Genomic DNA, 19,778 nt, shown 5'->3' with positions numbered 1-19,778 from the left:
ATGCGGGGTTATGTATAGACAAATTAAAAGAGATGGTAAGAAATGAAAAGTCGTTTATATCTATGACGCTGGCGAAAAAAGGGCAAAAAAAACGGCCCGCAGAGCGGACCGTTAAGGTAGCCGAAATACGCCGACTCAGGCGGCGGTCAGCACCGCGTCGATGGTGTCATCTTTACGCAGCGTCAGGATCTCGCAGCCGGTTTCGGTCACCACAATGGTATGTTCATATTGCGCTGACAGACTGCGGTCTTTGGTTTTTACCGTCCAGCCATCTTTCATGGTGCGAATACGGTAATCGCCCGCATTGACCATCGGTTCAATGGTGAAAGTCATACCGGCCTGCAACACAACGCCGCCGTCGTCAGCATCATAGTGCAGAACCTGCGGCTCTTCGTGGAACACACGGCCAATACCGTGACCGCAATATTCACGGACCACGGAAAAGCCCTGCGCTTCAACATACTTTTGGATCGCTGCGCCCAGCGTGCGCAGGCGGATACCCGGTTTCACCATGCGCAGCGCCAGGTAAAGGCTCTCTTGAGTGACGTGGCACAGACGCTCGCCCAGGATGGTCGGTTTGCCGACAATAAACATTTTGGACGTGTCGCCGTGATATTCATCTTTGATGACGGTCACGTCGATATTGACGATATCGCCATCTTTCAGGTGTTTTTCATCATCCGGAATGCCGTGGCAAACCACTTCATTAATAGAGATGCATACGGATTTCGGGAAGCCGTGATAACCGAGGCAGGCGGAGATCGCGTGCTGCTCGTTAACGATGTAGTCGTTGCAGATGCGATCAAGCTCGCCGGTGGTGACGCCCGGTTTAATGTACGGTTCGATCATTTCCAGCACTTCGGCGGCGAGACGGCCGGCGACGCGCATTTTTTCGATTTCTTCAGGAGTTTTAATAGAGATAGCCATGGAGTGAGTCCGTCAGTGTCGAATTTTTCGACTATACCAGGTTAGTGCTGTCAATGGTAACAGTCAGGCGTTGCTTGTGCCAAATTGAGAATCGGTAACAGCACGCTGCGTCAACAACTATTGGTTTCCTGCAGCGTTTTGTGGTATAAAGCGCGCCGGACTCTGTTCCTGTTTTTGGGACGTGAGCCACAAATCTCATTTTGTGTAATAACACACACGTATCGGCACATATTCCGGGGTGCCCTTCGGGGTCGGTAATATGGGATACGTGGAGGCATAACCCCAACTTTTATATAGAGGTTTTAATCATGGCAACTGTTTCCATGCGCGACATGCTCAAGGCTGGTGCACACTTCGGTCACCAGACCCGTTACTGGAACCCGAAAATGAAGCCGTTCATCTTCGGTGCGCGTAACAAAGTTCATATCATCAACCTTGAGAAAACTGTCCCAATGTTCAACGACGCTCTGGAAGAGCTGAAAAAAATTGCTGCCCGTAAAGGCAAAATTTTGTTCGTTGGTACTAAACGCGCAGCAAGCGAGCCGGTGAAAGAAGCTGCTACAAGCTGCGAACAGTTCTACGTGAACTATCGCTGGCTGGGCGGTATGCTGACTAACTGGAAAACCGTTCGTCAGTCCATCAAACGTCTGAAAGACCTGGAAACTCAGTCTCAGGACGGTACCTTCGACAAGCTGACCAAGAAAGAAGCGCTGATGCGTACTCGTGAGCTGGAGAAGCTGGAAAACAGCCTGGGCGGTATCAAAGATATGAACGGTCTGCCGGACGCTATGTTCATCGTCGACGCTGACCACGAGCACATCGCAATCAAAGAAGCAAACAACCTGGGTATTCCGGTATTTGCTATCGTTGATACCAACTCCGATCCGGACGGCGTTGACTTCGTTATCCCGGGTAACGACGATGCAATCCGTGCTATTAGCCTGTATCTGGGTGCCGTTGCTGCTACCGTTCGTGAAGGCCGTTCTTCGGATCTGGCTACTCAGGCGGAAGAAAGCTTCGTAGAAGCTGAATAATAAGGCACGCTCTCTGAGCCCCTTATTGAGCAGGTAGTACCGAGTTTGGTTAGGGGGCCTGTTTATGGCCCCCTTTTTCACTTTTAAGCCTGTTTGGTTCCTGAAACCGTGCAGGTCATATCTCTCCCGAGGATTAAAGAATGGCTGAAATTACCGCATCCCTGGTAAAAGAGCTGCGTGAACGTACTGGCGCAGGCATGATGGATTGCAAAAAAGCGCTGACCGAAGCGAACGGCGACATCGAGCTGGCGATCGAGAACATGCGTAAATCTGGTGCGATCAAAGCGGCGAAAAAAGCAGGCAACGTTGCTGCTGACGGCGTGATCATCACTAAAATCGACGGCACCTACGGCATCATTCTGGAAGTTAACTGCCAGACTGACTTCGTTGCTAAAGATGGCGGTTTCCAGGCGTTTGCGAACAAAGTTCTGGACGCAGCGGTTGCTGGCAAAATCACTGACGTTGAAGCTCTGAAAGCACAGTTCGAAGAAGAGCGTGTAGCGCTGGTTGCTAAAATCGGTGAGAACATCAACATCCGTCGCGTATCTTCCCTGGAAGGTGATGTTCTGGGCTCTTACCAGCACGGTGCGCGTATCGGTGTTCTGGTTGCAGCTAAAAATGCTGATGAAGAGCTGGTTAAACAGCTGGCTATGCACATCGCTGCAAGCAAGCCGGAATTCGTTAAGCCGGAAGACGTGTCCGCTGAAGTGGTAGAAAAAGAGTACAAAGTTCAGCTGGATATCGCCATGCAGTCTGGCAAGCCGAAAGAAATCGCAGAGAAAATGGTTGAAGGCCGCATGAAGAAATTCACCGGCGAAGTTTCTCTGACCGGCCAGCCTTTCGTTATGGATCCGAGCAAAACCGTTGCTCAGCTGCTGAAAGAGCACAATGCTGACGTGACTGGCTTCATTCGTTTCGAAGTGGGTGAAGGCATCGAGAAAGTTGAGACTGACTTTGCAGCAGAAGTTGCTGCCATGTCCAGACAGTCTTAATCATTAAAAGGAGCCGCCTGAGGGCGGCTTCTTTTTATGCCCTTCATCTGAAAATCAGCCAGCACACTAGTGTTTGCGCTGGCAGGCGACGTATCATACGCCAGTATTAAACCCGTCCAATTGTTGACAGTCTCAGGAAAGAAACATGGCTACCAATGCAAAACCCGTCTACAAACGCATTCTGCTTAAGCTTAGCGGCGAAGCGCTCCAGGGATCAGAAGGCTTCGGTATCGACGCAAGTATTCTCGACCGTATGGCGCAGGAAATTAAAGAGCTGGTTGAACTGGGTGTTCAGGTTGGCGTAGTGATTGGCGGTGGTAACCTGTTCCGTGGGGCTGGTCTGGCGAAAGCGGGGATGAACCGTGTTGTGGGCGACCACATGGGTATGCTGGCGACGGTTATGAACGGCTTGGCAATGCGTGATGCGTTGCATCGTGCCTATGTGAACGCGCGTTTGATGTCTGCTTTTCCGCTGAATGGCGTCTGCGATAATTACAGTTGGGCAGAAGCGATCAGCCTGCTGCGTAATAATCGCGTTGTGATTTTTAGTGCGGGCACCGGTAACCCGTTCTTTACCACCGATTCCGCAGCGTGCCTGCGTGGCATCGAAATCGAAGCCGATGTGGTATTGAAAGCGACGAAAGTTGACGGTGTGTTCACTGCCGATCCGGTACAAGATCCGACTGCTACCCTGTGTGAGCAACTGACCTATACCGAAGTGCTGGACAAAGAACTGAAAGTGATGGATCTGGCTGCCTTTACACTGGCTCGCGACCACAAATTGCCGATTCGCGTATTTAACATGAACAAACCTGGCGCACTGCGTCGCGTTGTTATGGGCGAAAAAGAAGGCACATTGATTACGGAATAATTCCCGTAAGCAATAAATAAAGGTAAGATTCCGCTTTAATTTATTAAGCAGTCCTTTCTGGCATCTTGCGGTGCCATTAATTGAACAGGCTATACTTAGCACACCCGCTGTATGGCCTGTCTGCGACAAGATTTCAAGGATCCGTAACGTGATTAGTGATATCAGAAAAGATGCTGAAGTACGCATGGAAAAATGCGTTGAAGCGTTCAAAACCCAAATCAGCAAAGTGCGCACTGGCCGCGCTTCCCCGAGTCTGTTGGATGGCATCGTTGTGGAATATTACGGTACGCCGACTCCGCTGCGTCAGCTGGCCAGCGTGACAGTAGAAGACTCCCGTACTCTGAAGATCAACGTGTTCGATCGTTCTATGAGCCCGGCTGTTGAGAAAGCGATTCTGACCTCTGACCTGGGCCTGAATCCAAGCTCTGCGGGTAGCGATATCCGCGTTCCGCTGCCGGCGCTGACGGAAGAACGTCGTAAAGATCTGATTAAAATCGTGCGCGGCGAAGCTGAACAGGCTCGTGTTGCGGTACGTAACGTCCGCCGTGACGCGAACGATAAAGTAAAAGCGCTGCTGAAAGATAAAGAAATCAGTGAAGATGACGATCGTCGTTCACAGGACGACGTGCAGAAGCTGACTGACGCTGCGATCAAAAAAGTGGAAGCGGCGCTGGCGGACAAAGAAGCGGAACTGATGCAGTTCTGATTCGAAAAAACCGACTAAAACGCCGTACAGAGAGCCATTCCGGTGGCTTTGCTGGCGGCGTTTTGCTTTTTATCCTCGCAACATTGTGAGCGTTTAATGAAGCATTTAACCCTTCTGGGCTCAACGGGTTCTATTGGTTGCAGCACGCTTGATGTGGTTCGCCATAACCCTGAACGCTTTTCCGTTACTGCGCTTGTCGCGGGTAAGAACGTTGCCCGCATGATTGAGCAGTGTCTCGAATTCTCTCCTCGTTTCGCCGTCATGGACGACGCGCACAGCGCACAGCAAGTGAAACAGGCGCTGCGCGAGCATGGCTGCCGTACTGAAGTACTCAGTGGTCAGCAAGCCGCCTGCGAAATGGCCGCGCTTAACGGCGTCGATCAGGTGATGGCGGCGATTGTAGGCGCAGCCGGACTTGTGCCTACACTGGCTGCCATTCGTGCCGGTAAAACCGTTTTGCTGGCAAATAAAGAGGCGCTGGTTACCTGCGGGCGTCTGTTTATGGAGGCGGTGAAAGAGAGTGGCGCACGGCTTTTGCCAGTCGATAGCGAACATAACGCGATTTTTCAGAGTTTACCGGAAACAATTCAGCAGAACCTGGGGTACGCTGATCTTGAGCTGAATGGGGTTTCGTCTATTCTGCTTACCGGGTCTGGTGGCCCGTTCCGGGAGACGCCGCTGTCGGATTTGGCAGCAATGACGCCGGATCAGGCATGTCGTCATCCGAACTGGTCAATGGGGCGTAAAATCTCCGTTGATTCCGCCACCATGATGAATAAAGGTCTGGAATACATTGAAGCACGTTGGTTGTTTAATGCCGCTGCCCGTCAGATGGAAGTACTGATTCACCCGCAATCGGTGATCCACTCCATGGTTCGCTATCAGGATGGTAGTGTTTTGGCGCAGTTGGGTGAGCCGGATATGCGTACACCCATTGCACATACGATGGCGTGGCCTGAGCGTGTGCCGTCTGGTGTCAATGCCCTCGATTTTTGCAAACTGAGTTCATTAAGTTTCGCAGAGCCTGATTTCAATCGCTATCCTTGCCTGAAGCTGGCTATTGATGCCTCCGATGAAGGGCAGGCAGCGACAACGGCGCTGAACGCAGCAAACGAGGTAACCGTCTCGGCATTCCTGGCATCTGCAATCCGTTTTACAGATATCGCTGCCCTTAATCTGTCTGTGCTTGAACAGATGGATTTGCGAGAGCCGCAGAGTATTGATGATGTACTTGCTGTCGATGCGCAAGCTCGTGAGGTTGCGCAAAAACAAGTGATGTGCCTCGCAAGCTAGTGATATTACAGTCATGAGCAACGGTGCTATTTGTTAGCGTTAGGCTTCGGTGATATAGTCTGCGCCACAAAATCGCCAGTTTGTGATATGGCGGATTGAGTAAGCCGTGGTTTACGCGGCTTTTTTGCGTAAGGGCTTTGTATTCCTGAGTACCGCTAAATCCTTTTCAGGGACTAAAACGCGTTATGTTGTCAGCTAACCAACCGATAAGCGAAAATTTGCCAACACATGGCTGCCGCCATGTTGCGATAATCATGGATGGCAATGGTCGCTGGGCAAAAAGACAGGGGAAACTCCGTGCCTTTGGTCACAGAGCTGGAGCAAAGTCTGTTCGCCGCGCGGTCTCATTTGCCGCCAACAATGGTATCGATGCACTGACGCTTTATGCTTTTAGTAGTGAAAACTGGAATCGCCCGGCGCAGGAAGTGAGTGCGCTGATGGAGCTGTTTGTGTGGGCGCTGGATAGTGAAGTAAAAAGCCTGCACCGTCACAATGTGCGCTTGCGCATCATTGGTGATACCAGTCGTTTTAATATGCGCTTGCAGGAGCGTATCCGCAAAGCAGAAGCGTTGACTGCCCAGAATACCGGGCTGACGCTGAATATCGCAGCGAACTATGGTGGTCGTTGGGATATCGTCCAGGGAGTCCGGCAATTAGCCGTGCAAGTGCAGGAAGGGCTGTTACGCCCGGATCAAATTGATGAAGGAACGCTTAATAAGCAAGTCTGCATGCACGAGCTGGCTCCCGTTGATTTAGTGATTAGGACTGGTGGAGAACATCGCATAAGTAACTTTTTACTTTGGCAAATTGCCTATGCCGAACTTTACTTTACTGATGTTCTTTGGCCCGATTTTGATGAACAAGACTTTGAAGGTGCGCTGCATGCCTTTGCCAATCGAGAGCGTCGTTTCGGCGGCACCGAGCCTGGTGGCGAAAACGCCTGATGGGGGTAGCTTTTGCTGAAGTATCGCCTGATTTCTGCTTTTGTATTAATTCCCGTAGTTATCGCAGCCCTTTTTTGGTTGCCGCTGGTGGGTTTTGCGATCGTTACGCTCGCTGTTTGTATGCTTGCTGCGTGGGAGTGGGGGCAACTGAGCGGTTTTTCGTCCCGTTCTCAGCGGATTTGGCTGGCGGTATTGTGTGGGCTGGTATTAGCTCTCATGCTGTTATTGTTGCCGCAATATCACAATAATATCCATCAACCGCTGGTGGAACTCTCGCTTTGGGCTTCGCTGGCCTGGTGGGTGGGCGCTCTGTTGTTGGTACTGAGCTACCCTGCGTCTGCTACGCTGTGGCGCAACTCCAGAGTTTTGCGTCTTGTGTTTGGCATATTAACGATTGTGCCTTTTTTTTGGGGCATGCTGACACTGCGCGCCTGGCACTACAACGATAACCACTATGATGGCGCGCTGTGGTTGCTGTATGTCATGATCCTCGTTTGGGGGGCTGATTCCGGCGCGTACATGTTTGGTAAATTATTCGGTAAACATAAGCTGGCGCCAAAAGTCTCTCCGGGAAAAACCTGGCAAGGTTTTCTCGGCGGTCTGCTGACTGCCGGAGTGATCTCCTGGGGCTATGGCACCTGGGCGAATCTCGAGATAGCGCCATCTACTCTGCTGATTTGCTCTGTGGTGGCTGCGCTGGCCTCAGTACTGGGCGATTTAACCGAAAGTATGTTCAAGCGTGAAGCCGGTATTAAAGATAGTGGTCATCTTATTCCGGGTCATGGCGGTATACTGGATCGCATTGACAGCCTGACAGCGGCAGTACCCGTATTTGCCTGCCTGTTATTGCTGGTTTTCAGGACGATTTGACGGAAGGTTTTATGCTGAGCATTCTCTGGAATCTGGCGGCGTTCATAGTTGCGCTGGGTGTGTTGATCACCGTGCATGAATTTGGCCATTTCTGGGTTGCTCGTCGCTGTGGCGTCCGGGTAGAGCGTTTTTCCATCGGCTTTGGCAAAGCGCTCTGTCGACGTACAGACAAACACGGCACCGAATTTGTAATTGCCCTGATTCCACTGGGCGGTTACGTCAAAATGCTGGATGAGCGCGTTGAACCGGTTGCTCCGGAAATGCGCCACTACGCCTTCAACAATAAAACGGTTGGCCAGCGCGCCGCCGTTATTGCCGCGGGTCCCATCGCTAACTTTATCTTTGCCGTCTTCGCCTACTGGCTGGTGTTTATTATTGGTGTCCCCGGTGTTCGCCCCGTTGTTGGTGAAATAACGCCCAATTCCATCGCCGCAAACGCGCAAATTGCACCCGGAATGGAACTTAAATCGATTGATGGCATCGAAACGCCTGATTGGGATGCTGTGCGCTTACAGTTGGTGTCAAAAATCGGCGATAGCCAGATGACCATCAGCGTAGCGCCGTTCGGCAGCAACAGTCGTCAGGAAAAGGTCGTGGATTTACGTCATTGGGCTTTTCAACCTGATAAAGACGATCCGGTAGCTACGCTGGGTATTCGACCGCGCGCTGCGCAGCTTGAGCCTATCCTCGCGGAGGTGCAGGTGGGATCAGCGGCCAGTAAAGCAGGTTTGCAAGCTGGCGACAGGATCGTTAAAGTCGATGGTCAGCAGTTAACTCAGTGGATGACGTTCGTTACTCTGGTGCGGGATAATCCGGGAACGCCGTTAGCGTTGGAAGTAGAAAGACAGGGGGCTCCCTTGTCTTTAACACTGATACCGGATACAAAACCCGGTAGCAAAGCAGAGGGTTTCGCGGGCGTTGTGCCTAAAGTTATTCCGCTGCCAGATGAATATAAGACAGTACGCCAGTACGGGCCATTTAGCGCCATCGTTGAAGCTACGGATAAAACGTGGCAATTGATGAAGCTGACGGTCAGTATGTTGGGGAAATTGATCACCGGTGATGTAAAACTGAACAACCTCAGTGGGCCAATCTCAATTGCTCAGGGGGCTGGGATGTCAGCGGAGTTCGGGTTGATTTACTACCTGATGTTCCTCGCATTGATAAGCGTGAACTTAGGCATTATTAACCTGTTCCCATTACCCGTCCTTGATGGTGGGCATCTGCTGTTTTTAGCGATTGAGAAGCTGAAAGGCGGACCGGTATCCGAGCGAGTTCAAGACTTTAGTTATCGCATTGGCTCTATTTTGCTGGTGCTGTTAATGGGGCTTGCACTTTTCAATGATTTCTCTCGGTTGTAAGAGAGTTTGTTAGGAAGAACGCATAATAACGATGGCGATGAAAAAGTTGCTCATAGCGTCGCTGCTGTTTAGCAGCGCCACCGTATACGGTGCTGAAGGGTTCGTAGTGAAAGACATTCATTTCGAAGGCCTACAGCGTGTCGCCGTTGGTGCGGCCCTCCTCAGTATGCCAGTACGCCCTGGCGATACGGTGAATGATGAAGATATCAGTAACACCATTCGCGCGTTGTTTGCCACCGGCAACTTCGAGGATGTTCGCGTCCTGCGTGATGGTGATACCCTGCTTGTCCAGGTGAAAGAACGCCCGACAATCGCCAGCATTACTTTCTCCGGCAACAAGTCGGTGAAAGATGACATGCTGAAACAGAACCTCGAAGCTTCTGGCGTGCGTGTGGGGGAATCACTGGACCGCACCACTCTGTCCGATATCGAAAAGGGACTGGAAGATTTCTACTACAGCGTGGGTAAATACAGCGCCAGCGTTAAAGCTGTCGTGACCCCGCTGCCGCGTAACCGCGTTGACCTGAAACTGGTATTCCAGGAAGGTGTTTCCGCGCAAATCCAACAGATTAATATCGTCGGTAACCATGCATTTACCACCGAACAACTCATCTCCAGCTTCCAACTGCGCGATGAAGTGCCATGGTGGAACGTAATTGGCGATCGCAAATACCAGAAACAGAAACTGGCTGGCGACCTGGAAAGTTTGCGCAGCTACTATCTGGATCGCGGTTATGCCCGCTTTAACATTGATTCGACTCAGGTTAGCCTGACGCCGGATAAAAAAGGCATCTACATTACCATCAACGTGACCGAGGGCGAGCAGTACAAGCTCTCCAGCGTGCAGGTGAGCGGTAACCTTGCTGGTCACTCCGCAGAGATTGAAAGCCTGACGAAGATCGAGCCGGGCGAGCTGTATAACGGCACCAAAGTAACCAAAATGGAAGATGATATTAAAAAGCTTCTCGGTCGCTATGGTTACGCTTATCCGCGCGTTCAATCTCAACCTGAAATCAACGATGCGGACAAAACCGTTAAGCTGCATATCAATGTGGATGCTGGCAACCGTTTTTATGTTCGCAAGATCCGCTTTGAAGGCAATGACACCTCAAAAGATGCCGTTCTGCGTCGCGAAATGCGCCAGATGGAAGGGGCGTGGTTGGGTAGCGATCTGGTCGATCAGGGTAAAGAGCGTCTGAACCGTCTGGGCTATTTCGAGACCGTTGATACCGAAACGCAGCGTGTTCCGGGCAGCCCGGACCAGGTTGACGTTGTCTATAAGGTGAAAGAGCGTAATACCGGTAGCTTCAACTTCGGTGTTGGCTATGGTACTGAGAGCGGCGTCAGCTTCCAGGTCGGCGTACAGCAGGATAACTGGTTAGGTACCGGCTATTCTGTGGGTATCAGCGGGACCAAAAACGACTACCAGACCTACTCTGAATTCTCCGTTACCAACCCGTACTTCACGGTTGACGGCGTTAGCCTCGGTGGTCGTATCTTCTATAACGACTTTAAAGCTGACGATGCGGACCTTTCTTCTTATACCAACAAGAGCTACGGTCTGGATGGTACCCTTGGGTTCCCGATCAACGAGTACAACACCTTGCGTGCGGGCTTAGGTTACGTTCATAACAGCCTGTCGAAAATGGAACCTCAGGTTGCGATGTGGCGTTATCTGGATTCCGTAGGTCAGAATGCCAGCACCACGAGCGATAATAACGGTTATTCGGCGGACGATTTCACCTTCAACTATGGTTGGACGTATAACAACCTCGACCGTGGATATTTCCCGACGAAGGGCTCGCGTGTCAACCTGAACGGTAAAGTTACTGTTCCTGGCTCCGATAACGAGTTCTACAAAGTGACGGTGGATACCGCCTCCTACTTCCCGATTGATGACGATCACAAATGGGTGATTCTGGGTCGTACTCGTTGGGGCTATGGTGACGGTTTAGGTGGCAAAGAGATGCCATTCTATGAGAACTTCTACGCCGGTGGTTCGAGCACTGTTCGTGGCTTCCAGTCCAACAACATCGGTCCGAAAGCCGTTTATTACGGTGGCAGTGGGTTGGATAACTGTAATACAACGGCTTCGAAATACTGTAAGTCTAATGATGCAGTCGGTGGTAATGCCATGGGCGTGGCCAGCGTTGAGTTCATCACGCCGACGCCATTTATCAGTGACAAATATGCTAACTCTGTACGTACTTCATTCTTCTGGGATGCAGGTAGCGTATGGGATACAAATTGGCAAAATACAGCGGAAATGAAAGCGCTGGGTATTCCGGATTATAGCGATCCGAGTAATATCCGCATGTCTGCTGGTATCGCATTACAATGGATGTCCCCATTGGGGCCGTTGGTATTCTCCTACGCCCAGCCGTTTAAAAAGTACGATGGAGACAAAGCGGAACAGTTCCAGTTTAACATTGGTAAAACCTGGTAATTCCGCACAGCAACGGAATGCATTCGCAGTGTAGTGATGGCTGTGGCTTTCAACCGGAAGCTCGGCCACGCAAAGAGCTGTACCTCCGGGTACAAACGGGATGGTAAGGAGTAAATTGTGAAAAAGTTGTTATTAGCGGCAGGTTTCGGTTTAGCAATGGCAGCATCAGCGCAAGCCGCTGACAAGATTGCAATTGTTGATATGGGTAGCCTGTTGCAACAGGTTGCGCAGAGTTCCGGCGTTTCTCAGACGATGAAAAACGAATTCGGCGGTCGCGCAAGCGAACTGCAGAGCATGGAATCCGACCTGCAAGCCAAAGCTCAGCGTCTGCAACGTGATGGCTCTACCATGAAGGCGAGCGATCGCAGCAAGCTGGAAAAAGACATCGCGTCAGGTCGTCAGGCATTTGCCCAGAAAGCACAGGCTTTCGAGCAGGATCAGGCTCGTCGTTCTAACGAAGAACGTGGCAAGCTGGTGACTCGCATTCAGGCTGCAGTGAAAAAAGTCGCTGCCGATCAGGGTGTTGATCTGGTTGTTCCTTCCAATGCCGTTATTTACAACAGCAACGATGTAAAAGACATCACTGCTGATGTACTGAAACAGGTTAAATAAGTAATGCCTTCAATTCGACTGGCTGATTTAGCTCAGCAGTTGGATGCAGAATTACACGGTGATGGCGATATCGTCATCACCGGCGTTGCGTCCATGCAATCTGCCGAAGCAGGCCACATCACTTTCATGGTCAACCCTAAGTACCGTGAACACCTGACCGGATGTCAGGCGTCTGCTGTCGTCATGACGCAAGACGATCTTCCTTTTGCCAGGAGCGCAGCGCTGGTCGTAAAAAATCCGTACCTGACCTACGCGCGTATGGCCCAAATTCTTGATACCACGCCGCAGCCGGCGAGCAGCATCGCACCTGGCGCGGTAATTGATGCAACGGCCACTCTGGGTAGCAATGTAGCGATCGGCGCAAATGCGGTGATCGAATCCGGCGTTATCCTGGGCGATAACGTTATTATCGGCGCGGGTTGCTTTGTTGGGAAAAGGACGAAAATTGGCGCGGGTTCGCGTTTGTGGGCAAATGTGACCGTTTACCACGAGATTGAGATCGGCGAAAATTGCCTGGTGCAATCGGGAACGGTGATCGGTTCTGATGGTTTCGGTTACGCCAACGATCGCGGAAATTGGGTTAAAATCCCGCAGCTTGGCCGCGTTATTATTGGCAACAACGTTGAGATTGGCGCCTGTACGACAATCGATCGCGGCGCGCTTGACGATACCCGCATTGGCAACGGCGTAATCATTGATAACCAGTGCCAGATTGCACATAACGTTGTGATTGGCGACAATACGGCGGTTGCCGGTGGCGTAATCATGGCGGGTAGCCTGAAAATTGGCCGCTATTGCATGATCGGTGGCGCCAGCGTAATTAATGGGCATATGGAAATTTGCGACAAGGTTACCGTAACGGGGATGGGGATGGTCATGCGTCCTATCACTGAGCCAGGAGTCTACTCCTCAGGCATCCCACTACAGCCAAATAAAGTGTGGCGAAAAACCGCAGCCCTGGTGATGAATATTGATGATATGAGCAAGCGCCTGAAAGCCGTCGAGCGCAAGGTTAATCAACAAGACGAATAATTCACCTGCATAACGCTTGTACACAGAAGCCTCCCGACATCAGAGAAGCGACAAAACACCTCTGCGACGAGAAGCCTAAAGTGTGTATACTTCCCGGCCTGTTGGCTTTCTGATGATTGCCGCGGGCCGTGTTATTATTGCCTTTTAGTATATTTAGACAGGAAGAGTATTTTGACTACTGACACTCATACTCTGCACATTGAAGAGATTCTGGAGCTTCTGCCGCACCGTTACCCGTTCTTGCTGGTAGATCGTGTGCTGGATTTTGAAGAAGGTCGTTTTCTGCGCGCAGTAAAAAATGTTTCGGTAAACGAGCCGTTTTTCCAGGGGCATTTCCCTGGCAAACCGATTTTCCCGGGCGTGCTGATTCTGGAAGCAATGGCGCAGGCTACCGGTATTCTGGCGTTTAAAAGCGTTGGTAAACTGGAACCGGGTGAGCTGTACTACTTCGCCGGTATCGACGAAGCGCGCTTTAAGCGTCCCGTCGTGCCAGGCGATCAGATGATCATGGAAGTCACTTTCGAGAAAACCCGTCGCGGCCTGACCCGCTTTAAAGGCGTTGCGCTGGTAGACGGTAAAGTTGTTTGTGAAGCTACTATGATGTGTGCACGTAGCCGGGAGGCCTGATACGTGATTGATAAAACCGCCTTTATTCATCCAACTGCTATTGTTGAAGACGGTGCCGTTATTGGTGCCAACGCTCACATTGGCCCGTTTTGTATTGTTGGCCCTCACGTTGAAATTGGTGAGGGTACGGTTCTGAAATCTCATGTTGTGGTGAATGGTCATACGACGATTGGCCGCGACAATGAGATCTATCAGTTCGCATCCATCGGCGAGGTTAACCAGGATCTGAAATATGCTGGCGAGCCGACTCGTGTGGAAATTGGCGATCGCAACCGCATCCGCGAAAGCGTCACCATCCACCGTGGCACAGTACAGGGCGGAGGGTTGACGAAGGTGGGCAGTGATAACCTGCTGATGATCAATGCGCATATTGCGCATGACTGTACCGTAGGCGATCGCTGCATTCTCGCAAATAACGCAACGTTGGCGGGGCACGTCTCCGTCGACGACTTTGCTATCATCGGTGGCATGACCGCAGTGCATCAGTTCTGCATTATCGGCGCGCACGTGATGGTTGGCGGCTGCTCCGGCGTGGCGCAGGATGTACCGCCTTACGTGATTGCTCAGGGTAACCATGCCACACCGTTTGGTGTGAACATTGAAGGCCTGAAACGTCGCGGTTTCAGCAGAGAAGCGTTAGTGGCTATTCGCAATGCGTACAAACTGCTGTACCGCAGCGGTAAAACGCTGGAAGAGGCGAAACCGGAGATTGCCGAGCTTGCTGCGAAGCATCCGGAAGTTGATGCGTTTATGCAATTCTTCGAACGCTCAACGCGCGGCCTGATTCGGTAATGATCGACAATCGTCCTCTTACGATAGCCCTCGTCGCCGGAGAAACCTCCGGCGATATTCTTGGTGCCGGTCTTATCCGCGCGCTGAGATCGCGTGTCCCCAATGCCCGATTTGTCGGCGTTGCGGGGCCGCGTATGCAGGCTGAAGGGTGTGAAGCCTGGTATGAGATGGAAGAGCTTGCGGTGATGGGTATCGTTGAGGTACTTGGCCGTCTGCGCCGCCTGTTGCATATCCGCGCTGATTTGACCCGTCGCTTTAGCGAGCTGCAACCGGATGTCTTTGTCGGTATCGATGCGCCGGATTTTAACATTACCCTCGAAGGCAATCTGAAAAAGCAGGGTATCAAAACCATCCATTATGTCAGTCCGTCCGTCTGGGCGTGGCGACAAAAACGCGTTTTCAAAATTGGCAGAGCCACCGATCTGGTGCTCGCATTTCTGCCTTTCGAAAAAGCGTTTTATGACAAATTCAACGTGCCGTGCCGTTTTATCGGCCATACCATGGCCGATGCGATGCCGCTGGATCCGGATAAAAGCGCAGCGCGCGATCAGCTGGGAATTGCTCATGATGTGCACTGTCTGGCGTTACTGCCTGGCAGTCGTGGCGCTGAGGTGGAAATGCTTAGCGCCGATTTCCTGCGTACCGCGAAGTTGCTGCGTGAAAGCTACCCCGATCTTGAAGTGGTAGTACCGCTGGTCAACGCCAAACGGCGCGAACAATTTGAGCGGATTAAGGCGGAAGTCGCTCCCGATCTGTCAGTGCATATGCTGGATGGTATGGCGCGCGAGGCCATGATCGCCGCCGATGCGGCCTTGCTGGCTTCCGGCACCGCCGCGCTGGAGTGTATGCTGGCGAAATGCCCGATGGTTGTGGGTTATCGCATGAAAGCATTCACATTCTGGCTGGCCAGGCGGCTGGTGAAAACACCTTATGTTTCGCTGCCAAACCTGCTGGCCGGACGTGAACTGGTAAAAGAGTTGCTGCAGGATGAGTGCCAGCCGCAGGCGCTGGCCGATGCGCTTGTACCGCTGCTGGCTAATGGTAAAACCAGCCACGAAATGCATGACATTTTCCGTGAACTGCACCAGCAGATTCGCTGTAATGCCGATGAGCAGGCGGCTGACGCAGTACTGGAGTTAGCACAATGATGGAGTTTATTTATCCGCACACGCAATTAGTTGCCGGTGTGGATGAGGTGGGGCGCGGGCCTTTAGTGGGCGCGGTAGTGACGGCTGCGGTGATCCTCGATCCTGAGCGTCCAATCATTGGTCTGAACGATTCGAAAAAACTCTCCGAAAAACGCCGTCTGGCGCTGAGTGAAGAGATCAAAGAGAAAGCGTTGTCCTGGAGTCTGGGGCGCGCCGAACCACACGAAATCGACGAACTGAATATTCTGCATGCCACGATGCTGGCGATGCAGCGCGCAGTTGCCGGGCTCTCTGTCGTCCCGGAATTTGTACTGATTGACGGCAACCGTTGCCCAGCCTTGCCAATGCCTTCGCTGGCCGTCGTGAAAGGCGATAGCCGGGTAGCAGAAATCAGTGCGGCATCGATTATCGCAAAAGTCACGCGCGATGCCGAAATGGCTGAGCTTGATCTTCTTTTTCCGCAATATGGTTTTGCGCAACATAAAGGCTACCCAACGGCTTTCCATCTGGCGAAGCTGGCGGAACATGGCGCAACTGCGCATCATCGGCGCAGCTTTGCGCCGGTTAAACGCGCGCTGGACCTTGTGTCCTGACTCTTGTGAACGTGAAATAACCAGGCTGGGATCTGAAAATGGCTGAACCACGTTTCGTACACCTGCGGGTGCATAGCGACTATTCCATGATTGACGGGCTGGCGAAAACCGGGCCGCTGGTGAAAAAGGCGGCCGCGCTCGGCATGCCCGCGCTGGCGATTACCGATTTTACGAACCTCTGTGGTCTGGTGAAATTCTACGGAACGGCGCACGGAGCCGGGATGAAACCGATCGTCGGCGCCGATCTGCATGTACAGAGCGATCTGTTAGGCGATGAACTGACGCAGCTCACCGTCCTTGCAGCCAACAATACCGGTTACCAGAATCTGACATTGCTGATTTCGCGTGCCTACCAGCGTGGCTATGGCGCACTGGGGCCGTGGATCGATCGCGACTGGTTGCAGGAACTCAGCGAAGGGTTGATCCTGCTCTCCGGCGGGCGCATGGGCGACGTGGGTAAAAGCCTGTTGCGTGGCAACAGCGTGCTGGTTGAACAGTGTCTCGATTTCTACAAAGAGCATTTTCCCGATCGCTACTACCTTGAGTTGATCCGCACGGGTCGTGTTGATGAAGAGCCTTATCTGCACGCAGCAGTACAACTGGCTGAAGAGCATGGTTTGCCGGTCGTGGCGACCAATGATGTGCGCTTTATTGATGCAGACGACTTCGACGCGCATGAGATCCGTGTCGCCATCCACGACGGTTTCACCCTGGACGATCCCAAACGTCCGCGCAATTACTCCGCGCAGCAATATATGCGCAGCGAAGAGGAGATGTGCGAACTCTTCTCCGATATCCCGGAAGCGCTGGAAAACACCGTCGAAATCGCCAAGCGCTGTAACGTTACGGTGCGTCTGGGTGAGTACTTCCTGCCGCAGTTCCCGACCGGTGATATGACCACTGAAGACTTCCTCGTGGAGAAATCAAAAGTCGGTCTCGAAGAACGCCTTGCGTTCCTTTTCCCGGATGAGCAGGTTCGTGCAGAGAAGCGTCCGCCGTACGACGAGCGTCTTGATATCGAGCTGCAAGTTATCAACCAGATGGGGTTCCCTGGTTACTTTCTGATCGTGATGGAGTTTATCCAGTGGTCAAAAGATAACGGCGTGCCGGTAGGGCCGGGGCGTGGTTCGGGCGCGGGATCGCTGGTGGCTTATGCGCTGAAAATTACTGACCTCGATCCGCTGGAATTTGACCTGCTGTTCGAACGTTTCCTTAACCCGGAACGTGTATCGATGCCCGACTTCGACGTTGACTTCTGTATGGAGAAGCGTGACCAGGTGATCGAGCACGTGGCGGACATGTATGGGCGCGATGCGGTATCGCAGATCATCACCTTCGGAACCATGGCGGCGAAAGCGGTTATCCGCGATGTGGGTCGCGTACTGGGTCACCCGTACGGCTTTGTGGACCGTATCTCTAAACTGGTGCCGCCGGATCCGGGCATGACGCTGGCGAAGGCGTTCGAAGCCGAGCCGCAACTGCCGGAAATCTACGAAGCGGACGAAGAAGTTAAAGCGCTGATCGACATGGCGCGCAAGCTGGAAGGGGTGACGCGAAACGCGGGTAAACACGCAGGTGGCGTGGTAATCGCACCCACCAAAATCACCGACTTTGCCCCGCTGTACTGTGATGAAGCCGGTCAGCACCCGGTTACCCAGTTTGATAAAAACGATGTTGAATATGCCGGGCTGGTGAAGTTTGACTTCCTTGGTTTGCGTACGCTGACCATCATCAACTGGGCGCTGGAGATGATCAACGCCCGGCGCGAGAAGAACGGCGAGCCGCCGCTCGATATCGCCGCCATTCCGCTGGATGACAAGAAAAGTTTCGACATGCTGCAACGCTCGGAGACCACTGCGGTGTTCCAGCTTGAATCCCGTGGCATGAAAGATTTGATTAAGCGCCTGCAACCCGACTGCTTCGAAGACATGATCGCGCTGGTGGCCCTGTTCCGCCCGGGGCCGTTGCAGTCAGGCATGGTAGATAACTTCATCGACCGTAAACACGGGCGCGAAGAGATCTCCTATCCCGATGTGCAGTGGCAGCATGAAAGCCTGAAACCGGTACTGGAGCCGACCTACGGCATTATCCTCTACCAGGAACAGGTGATGCAGATTGCCCAGGTGCTTTCGGGTTATACCCTTGGCGGCGCGGACATGCTGCGTCGTGCGATGGGTAAGAAAAAGCCGGAAGAGATGGCCAAGCAGCGCGGAACCTTCGAAGAGGGCGCGAAGAAAAATGGCATCGACGGCGAACTGGCGATGAAAATCTTTGACCTGGTAGAAAAATTCGCCGGGTACGGATTTAACAAATCGCACTCTGCCGCCTATGCTTTGGTCTCATACCAGACGCTGTGGTTGAAAGCGCACTATCCGGCCGAGTTTATGGCGGCGGTGATGACGGCCGATATGGACAACACCGAAAAAGTCGTTGGTCTGGTGGATGAGTGCTGGCGCATGGGGTTGAAAATCCTGCCGCCGGATATTAACTCCGGGTTGTACCATTTCCACGTCAACGATGACGGTGAAATTGTTTACGGTATCGGGGCGATTAAAGGTGTTGGTGAAGGCCCGATTGAGGCGATCATCGAAGCGCGTAATAACGGCGGATACTTCCGTGAACTGTTTGATCTGTGCGCGCGTACCGACATTAAAAAGCTTAACCGCCGGGTGCTGGAAAAACTGATTATGTCCGGGGCGTTTGACCGCCTTGGGCCGCATCGCGCAGCGCTAATGAACTCGCTGGGCGATGCGCTTAAAGCCGCCGATCAGCATTCGAAAGCCGAGGCGATTGGCCAGGCCGATATGTTCGGCGTGCTGGCCGAAGAGCCAGAGCAGATAGAACAATCTTACGCCAGTTGCCAGCCGTGGCCGGAACAGGTGGTGCTGGAAGGCGAGCGTGAAACGTTAGGTCTCTACCTTACGGGTCACCCGATTAACCAGTATTTGAAAGAAATTGAGCGCTATGTCGGAGGCTACCGGCTGAAAGACATGCATCCGACCGAACGTGGGAAAGTTACCACAGCGGCGGGGCTCGTCATTGCCGCGCGGGTTATGGTCACCAAGCGCGGCAATCGTATCGGCATCTGTACGTTAGATGACCGTTCCGGGCGTCTGGAAGTGATGTTATTCACTGATGCCCTGGATAAATACCAGCAGCTGCTGGAAAAAGACCGCATACTTATTGTCAGCGGACAGGTCAGCTTTGATGACTTTAGCGGGGGACTTAAAATGACCGCCCGTGAAGTCATGGACATTGACGAAGCCCGGGAAAAATACGCCCGTGGGCTTGCTATCTCGCTGACGGACAGGCAAATTGATGACCAGCTTTTAAACCGACTCCGTCAGTCTCTGGAACCCCACCGTTCGGGAACCATTCCAGTACATCTCTACTATCAGAGGGCGGATGCGCGCGCGCGGTTACGTTTCGGCGCAACGTGGCGCGTCTCTCCGAGCGATCGTTTACTCAACGATCTGCGTGGCCTCATAGGTTCGGAGCAGGTGGAACTGGAGTTTGACTAATACAGGAAT

Annotated in this window: 17 protein-coding genes; 16 read left to right on the top strand and 1 reads right to left on the bottom strand. The window is 52.5% G+C overall.

Translation table 11 applies throughout. The features are described 5' to 3' along the window. Positions 1-135 precede the first annotated feature (135 nt). The gene (map, locus tag AWR26_RS20965) at positions 136-927 is read right to left on the bottom strand and encodes a type I methionyl aminopeptidase (RefSeq protein ID WP_043954941.1); all 792 of its coding nucleotides are present in this window, start codon (positions 925-927) and stop codon (positions 136-138) included. Between the two features lie 308 nt (positions 928-1,235). Here map and rpsB point away from each other — a divergent pair, with 308 nt between their 5' ends. The 16 genes from rpsB to dnaE all read left to right on the top strand — a co-directional run bounded on the left by rpsB (position 1,236) and on the right by dnaE (position 19,769). Continuing rightward, positions 1,236-1,961 (top strand): 30S ribosomal protein S2, encoded by a 726-nt coding sequence (gene rpsB / locus AWR26_RS20960; RefSeq protein ID WP_064568391.1) that lies wholly within the window; start codon positions 1,236-1,238, stop codon positions 1,959-1,961. A 140-nt stretch (positions 1,962-2,101) separates the two neighbouring features. After that, entirely contained in the window at positions 2,102-2,953 is an 852-nt protein-coding gene (gene tsf / locus AWR26_RS20955) for a translation elongation factor Ts (RefSeq protein ID WP_064568390.1), read from the top strand. Between the two features lie 145 nt (positions 2,954-3,098). After that, complete coding sequence (pyrH, locus tag AWR26_RS20950; RefSeq protein WP_007373225.1) at positions 3,099-3,824, top strand: UMP kinase; 726 nt, start codon at positions 3,099-3,101, stop codon at positions 3,822-3,824. Between the two features lie 148 nt (positions 3,825-3,972). Continuing rightward, entirely contained in the window at positions 3,973-4,530 is a 558-nt protein-coding gene (gene frr, locus AWR26_RS20945; protein WP_064568389.1) for a ribosome recycling factor, read from the top strand. A 96-nt stretch (positions 4,531-4,626) separates the two neighbouring features. Beyond that, a complete protein-coding gene (ispC, locus tag AWR26_RS20940) occupies positions 4,627-5,823 on the top strand; it encodes a 1-deoxy-D-xylulose-5-phosphate reductoisomerase (protein WP_064568388.1) in 1,197 nt (398 codons plus the stop codon). 185 nt (positions 5,824-6,008) lie between these two features. After that, positions 6,009-6,767, top strand: a complete 759-nt coding sequence (gene ispU / locus AWR26_RS20935) for a (2E,6E)-farnesyl-diphosphate-specific ditrans,polycis-undecaprenyl-diphosphate synthase (protein ID WP_043954934.1) — start codon at positions 6,009-6,011, stop codon at positions 6,765-6,767. A 12-nt stretch (positions 6,768-6,779) separates the two neighbouring features. Beyond that, a complete protein-coding gene (gene cdsA, locus AWR26_RS20930; RefSeq protein ID WP_064568387.1) occupies positions 6,780-7,637 on the top strand; it encodes a phosphatidate cytidylyltransferase in 858 nt (285 codons plus the stop codon). Between the two features lie 11 nt (positions 7,638-7,648). Continuing rightward, positions 7,649-8,998 (top strand): sigma E protease regulator RseP, encoded by a 1,350-nt coding sequence (gene rseP, locus AWR26_RS20925; protein WP_064568386.1) that lies wholly within the window; start codon positions 7,649-7,651, stop codon positions 8,996-8,998. Positions 8,999-9,029: 31 nt separating this feature from the next. Next, positions 9,030-11,444 carry an outer membrane protein assembly factor BamA gene (gene bamA / locus AWR26_RS20920; protein ID WP_064568385.1) on the top strand — a complete coding sequence of 805 codons (2,415 nt, stop codon included), beginning with the start codon at positions 9,030-9,032 and terminating at the stop codon, positions 11,442-11,444. Positions 11,445-11,561: 117 nt separating this feature from the next. Continuing rightward, positions 11,562-12,056 (top strand): molecular chaperone Skp, encoded by a 495-nt coding sequence (gene skp, locus AWR26_RS20915; RefSeq protein WP_064568384.1) that lies wholly within the window; start codon positions 11,562-11,564, stop codon positions 12,054-12,056. A gap of 3 nt (positions 12,057-12,059) precedes the next feature. Next, on the top strand, positions 12,060-13,088 hold the full coding sequence (gene lpxD, locus AWR26_RS20910) for a UDP-3-O-(3-hydroxymyristoyl)glucosamine N-acyltransferase (RefSeq protein WP_064568383.1): 1,029 nt from the start codon (positions 12,060-12,062) through the stop codon (positions 13,086-13,088). A 171-nt stretch (positions 13,089-13,259) separates the two neighbouring features. Then, complete coding sequence (fabZ, locus tag AWR26_RS20905; RefSeq protein ID WP_007373234.1) at positions 13,260-13,715, top strand: 3-hydroxyacyl-ACP dehydratase FabZ; 456 nt, start codon at positions 13,260-13,262, stop codon at positions 13,713-13,715. A 3-nt stretch (positions 13,716-13,718) separates the two neighbouring features. Continuing rightward, complete coding sequence (gene lpxA / locus AWR26_RS20900) at positions 13,719-14,507, top strand: acyl-ACP--UDP-N-acetylglucosamine O-acyltransferase (RefSeq protein WP_007373235.1); 789 nt, start codon at positions 13,719-13,721, stop codon at positions 14,505-14,507. Further along, positions 14,507-15,655: a lipid-A-disaccharide synthase gene (gene lpxB, locus AWR26_RS20895; RefSeq protein ID WP_064568382.1), complete on the top strand. Its 1,149-nt coding sequence runs from the start codon at positions 14,507-14,509 to the stop codon at positions 15,653-15,655. The genes lpxA and lpxB overlap by 1 nt, the downstream gene beginning before the upstream one ends. After that, positions 15,652-16,248 (top strand): ribonuclease HII, encoded by a 597-nt coding sequence (gene rnhB / locus AWR26_RS20890; protein ID WP_064568381.1) that lies wholly within the window; start codon positions 15,652-15,654, stop codon positions 16,246-16,248. The genes lpxB and rnhB overlap by 4 nt, the downstream gene beginning before the upstream one ends. 38 nt (positions 16,249-16,286) lie before the next feature. Continuing rightward, a complete protein-coding gene (gene dnaE / locus AWR26_RS20885) occupies positions 16,287-19,769 on the top strand; it encodes a DNA polymerase III subunit alpha (protein ID WP_064568380.1) in 3,483 nt (1,160 codons plus the stop codon). Positions 19,770-19,778: the final 9 nt, after the last annotated feature.

This window comes from Kosakonia oryzae (assembly GCF_001658025.2).
Lineage (GTDB): Bacteria > Pseudomonadota > Gammaproteobacteria > Enterobacterales > Enterobacteriaceae > Kosakonia > Kosakonia oryzae.
Note: the sequence above shows the minus strand (reverse complement) of the source record. Positions and strands in the feature narration are given on the sequence as shown.